General features: G+C 36.4%; 5 protein-coding genes and 1 pseudogene. 4 read left to right on the top strand and 2 right to left on the bottom strand.

Annotated features, from left to right (window positions below; genetic code table 11):
- Window positions 1-213: pseudogene (locus QVB70_RS12235) on the bottom strand (hypothetical protein); the annotation flags it as partial.
- Between the two features lie 200 nt (window positions 214-413).
- Between QVB70_RS12235 and QVB70_RS12230 the strand changes: the two are divergent.
- Window positions 414-1094, top strand: a complete 681-nt coding sequence (locus QVB70_RS12230; RefSeq protein ID WP_287586635.1) for a DedA family protein — start codon at window positions 414-416, stop codon at window positions 1092-1094.
- A 106-nt stretch (window positions 1095-1200) separates the two neighbouring features.
- On the opposite strand, the gene nikR is transcribed toward QVB70_RS12230, so the two are convergent.
- Window positions 1201-1632 (bottom strand): nickel-responsive transcriptional regulator NikR, encoded by a 432-nt coding sequence (gene nikR / locus QVB70_RS12225; protein ID WP_287586633.1) that lies wholly within the window; start codon window positions 1630-1632, stop codon window positions 1201-1203.
- A 100-nt stretch (window positions 1633-1732) separates the two neighbouring features.
- On the opposite strand from nikR, the gene QVB70_RS12220 reads away from it, so the two are divergent.
- The 3 genes from QVB70_RS12220 to QVB70_RS12210 all read left to right on the top strand — a co-directional run bounded on the left by QVB70_RS12220 (window position 1733) and on the right by QVB70_RS12210 (window position 4522).
- On the top strand, window positions 1733-3421 hold the full coding sequence (locus QVB70_RS12220) for a hypothetical protein (RefSeq protein ID WP_287586631.1): 1689 nt from the start codon (window positions 1733-1735) through the stop codon (window positions 3419-3421).
- Window positions 3422-3436: 15 nt separating this feature from the next.
- A complete protein-coding gene (locus QVB70_RS12215) occupies window positions 3437-4186 on the top strand; it encodes an RAD55 family ATPase (RefSeq protein ID WP_287586628.1) in 750 nt (249 codons plus the stop codon).
- Between the two features lie 192 nt (window positions 4187-4378).
- Window positions 4379-4522 carry a hypothetical protein gene (locus QVB70_RS12210; RefSeq protein WP_287586626.1) on the top strand — a complete coding sequence of 48 codons (144 nt, stop codon included), beginning with the start codon at window positions 4379-4381 and terminating at the stop codon, window positions 4520-4522.
- Window positions 4523-4704 lie beyond the last annotated feature (182 nt).

Here is a 4704-nt window from a genome sequence, read left to right as displayed (position 1 = left end):
CTGCGAGAGAATATGGTTATACAGCCATTTGGCTTCCAGAAATAAACGCTTCAACTGTGCTTGTGTGTGCTGGTTAAGGTGGGAGCTGTCGAGTTTTACCTCAAACACCCGACAGCGTTGACGCGTGCGGCGCGCTTTAGTAGCTTTCAAGGTAGCTTTGATGGCTTCGTTTTTTGAGGGTGCGGTCGGCACTCCCGTAATCACCTGTTGCATGGTGTGAACTCCCCCGTGCTAATGTTTTGAGCCGTCTTGCTGTTCCTATAACCTATCTTCACAAACTATATAAACCTCGCGCCATTCATCACCACGCTGAAGCTGTAGTGCTTTCTGGCTTAGTCATAGTAAGATTTTTAATGATTCCACATGTTTGACTCATTGCTTTCAAAATCTAAACTTGGATGGTTGAATATATTATGATTCTTGGAGAATTAGTAGAAACCTTCACTACTACCGTGATAAACTGGATACGTACATTAGGTTTATTGGGAGTATTTCTGGGTGTAATAATCGAGTCAGTTATTATTCCTATTCCCTCTCCTTTGATAATGATGGGAGCGGGGTTCATTTTGCTGTCCCCAGATCTAGGAATAACTGCTGCGATAATCCAACTTCTATTAATCGCAGTAGTTGGTGCGTTTGCATCAACATTAGGCTCCTACATCGGATATGGGATTGGATATTACGGTGGACGTCCAGCGATTCAAAAATACAAATGGCTCTTCGGAGTCTCAGTAGAAGAACTTGATATTATGCAAAATAAATTTGAAGCACGTCCAGGGGCTATCCCAGGCATTATCTTTACATTACGGGCAATCCCAATCATCCCACTTTCTGTAATGTCCTTTATTTTTGGCGTTTTACGAATTAGAGTTGAAAAATTCACAATTTGGACATTTCTTGGGGCACTGCCGCGTTGTTTTTCTTTGGCTGCCCTTGGTTGGATTGTCGGGCGCACATATGCAGGTCTAGCAGAAGCAATTGATTTCTTTGAGACGATCACCCTCGTGGCCATTGTGGTCATAATAGTGGCCTATATTGTCTATAAAAAGAAATTTAGTGACCGCCTCTTGCATAAAATCGAGGAAACAGTATAGTACTTAGATTTATCAATATCTAAGGCTTAATTAATCACATTTCATTTTTTTACATCTTGTTTTCAAAGCAACAATCGTTTAGTGGTGATTATCCATTCGCCCCAATTTACGTTGGGATTTCTTCTCCAGGGACTGTCAATGTTGGACGGATATATTTAAGTGGCAATGCATTGAGTTTACTAACCAAATTCTTTATTTGTTCTACATCCCCACGGACGGCTAGAATATTCATACAATTTTCTTCATCTAGATGAATGTGGAGATTCGCCGTAATAATGGATCTATTATGATGTTCCAAATCAGTTAATTGGTCCATAACCCCCGCTTCTCCATGATGATCGAGTATAATAGTGATAGTTCCCGCACGATCACCCTCTAATTGTTCTAACTGCTTGTAATTGACAATGAAGTCTCGCATTGCAGATCGTATTCCATCGCTTCGGGTTTCAAAACCACTTAATTGCCTAATTTTATCGAATTCGTTTAGTAAATCCTCTGACAGACTTACTGAGAATCGAATAAATTTTTCTTCAGTCAAAGGTTTATCTCCTACTAGTTATTGCTAATGCTTATTTTTCATAAAAACCATTAAGTCGTTAAATAGTTAATTATCAATGATAATGTAAGAAGGCTCAAAAATGGAATCAATAGATACGCATCTTTTCGTTCCTTTTGTGCTAGGGACAGTAGAAGCTGAAAAAGAAGCAACTATTAAAGACGCAGAATCGCTGATTTCACAGGCGATAGAATTTGCAATTCAATTTATGACTACGGATATGAACAAAGAGGACGATGAAGATATAATTGGATTTTCGAAAATAGGTTGGCCTTTTTGGACGTTTCTTATTGACACAAACTATGGGTATTTTATTGATGGGCTACAGATCTCAAGCGCAGATATCCAGATAACAACCCCTCCTCGTTATAACGACTTAAAGAAACTAAATGTCGAGATAGATGACTATTTGAACATTCTAAAGAGTATTAAGACAGAAATATCGAAAAGAAGCCCAAAAAAAGATAAACTAAAGATTTCTGGATTTTTTAAACCAGATTTAATGGAAATGATTTCCTCTCTACTTGAACTCGCAAAAAAAACTGATAAAGAAGAGATTATTCCCATTATGCCTTTAATATCACAAACCACTGCAAAAGAATATACCAAAGAATTCAATAATCTCCTGTCTTCAATAGACAAAAACCTTGTTGAGTTCAAGGAGTTTAAACAAGCCGTTTTAACTAATAGCTCTAATTGGGTTCAAGATATTGCTAAAACGAGCACAATACAAGAAGAGAATTATGATTCACAACTCAATCAAATGACTACAAAAGTGAATGAAAATATCAGTGAATATACTGCAATGCTAGAAAATAAAATCCATCAATTAAATGAAGACAAACAAAACAAAACAAATAGTGAAATACATACGCTTCGAGAAGAATTAGAGCCCCATATAAACGTTCTTCGCTTGCTGTATGTAGAAGTACGTGATACATATAAAGAAATCAATGAAGTTCAAAAAGCTCAAGGAGAACAGTTTGTGGAAAATATATTGAACAAAGCTAGCACCATGGTTAAATTTGCAAAGAAAGACGCAAAAAAGATAGAAGATATCGTTCGAAGAATTACTTATTCCTATGAGAAATGCAATAACAAAATAAAATATATTTATGAGGAATATGAATCTAAAAAAGAGAAGCTTGAGAAGGAAAATTCTGAAAGAATAGAAAATGAACAGCAAAAAGTCGTGAACCTGAAAAATGATAAGCAAAAAAAACTAGAAGAGTTAGAACTTCTAAAGCAACAACTACTAAAAGAAATAAATAGCCTTAAAGAAGCACTAAACAATACGGAATCAACCCTTCAAAGCACTCAATGGACACCATCATTTTTATTTCAACCAAAATGGATTGAAAAGGTTAATGAACATAAATTGGTGTATATTCCGCTTATTCTTAACAAGTATGCGAAGAAAGATGATAGAAACCGTACTAGGTTAAACACAAGACTTCCTGTTATCATTGACTTAGAGTCTTCAAAAGCTCTTAATGAACAAATGAAATCAACAACACATCCGATTCAAGAAAGGATCAGTGCATTAAATAAAATGATTAATGATAAGTTAAAAGGAGATCAAAAACTACAGAAAATCTTTGATGAGGCTTTGTTGCAGTTAAATTTTACAACAGATAAGGCAAAGAAGGAAGTTTTGTTCAAAGGCTTATCTGAACTGAAAGAAAAAAACTTTATATCAGAGGAAACAGGGGAGTATTATAAGAAACAATTCGACGAAATTATACCAAAGGGACACAATAATCAATTATAATAGGAAGGGACAATTTTGGAAGAAGAAAAAAAACTTACAAAAGCCAAATTTGGTATTCCAACATTAGATTTAGCATTAGGAGGAGGAATCCCTAGAGGATCAGTTATATTAATAGAAGATAAAGTTGGTGTAGAGCCAGCTCCACTGGTTATGAAATTTCTTACGGAAGCTTTACGGAAGGGTGAATATGGATATATCTTAAGCACAGAACATCCATTTGTATTTTACTCAGGTTTATTAAATGCGTTAGGAGTAAACCCCGAAATCGTTACAGAGACTAGGCGACTCATATATATTGATGCATTCACAGACCCCTTTTCTTGGGGAGAGTTCAGACCTGAGACAAAATATTTCGTCCGCAACATCTCAGATACTCGTGAAGTGAACCAAGTCGTGAGGTCAGCTCTACTCCATGTAAACCCGCAGATTCAAATTCGAGGCGTCGTTGATAGTTTTTCAACAATGGTTGCAACTTCTGATATCGAAAAAGCACCATTGGCATATTTACAACACCAAATAGCAGCTCAGAAGAAAACTGACAGAGTATTGGTTATGATAGTGCATGCCGATGCACATCAGGAACATTACCTTAGAGCGCTTGAGCATATGGTTGACGGTGTGATAAGTCTTACAAAGACTGAGTTAGAAGAATGGCATACATTCCGTACCACATTGAGGATCCAAAAAATGCCAGAAGGTGAGTACTCTCGTGATGAATTCTGGTATGAATTCACAGAAGGGAAAATTTTAATAACTAAACGTTAATCTGTTTTGTTTCTGGCTTCACTTTTTGAGAAAAGACAACCCTCAGTCCTGCGTGGGACATTCATGTTTCAAACCTTCATGGCATTGAAATCAGTTTACCGAGCACAATCATCGAGTTGTCATTTTAATATTCAAAAGTAAATACTTATATAAATTGATTTAAACTAAAGCTCAGTTAAGTGAGTGGTAAAATTGAGACCGCGTGTCATTGGATTAATCTTATTAGTTATTGCAATACTTACATTTGCTGTGGGTCTGACAATAGGGCAAAACTTTTTAGTAGAAGAATTACTCGAATTTATTAGCGAGAGCAATACAGGAGGCTTACCAGACTAAAAACTCAAGCTAAAACGGACGACCTCTAGTTTGACGTAAACGTTCCTCTTTTTGAGCCTTCTTTTTTGGTCTTGTGATAGTTTTCTCTTGGCCATTATTCGTTAGTTCCTTCGCTAATTATCACGCCACTACCTCCGATTTCTCATCGGCCTTAAAAAAATCCTCATCCAACTCATACAACT

Origin of the sequence: Candidatus Borrarchaeum sp., from assembly GCF_019058535.1 — an archaeon.
Lineage (GTDB): Archaea > Asgardarchaeota > Sifarchaeia > Borrarchaeales > Borrarchaeaceae > Borrarchaeum > Borrarchaeum weybense.
The sequence above is the reverse complement of the archived record's forward strand: the minus strand, read 5'-3'. Positions and strand labels throughout refer to the sequence as shown.

Bases quoted from the DNA above. Each gene is read 5' to 3' on its own strand.
- QVB70_RS12230 (WP_287586635.1), top strand. From the start codon at position 414: ATGATTCTTGGAGAATTAGTAGAAACCTTCACTACTACCGTGATAAAC.
- QVB70_RS12220 (WP_287586631.1), top strand. From the start codon at position 1,733: ATGGAATCAATAGATACGCATCTTTTCGTTCCTTTTGTGCTAGGGACA.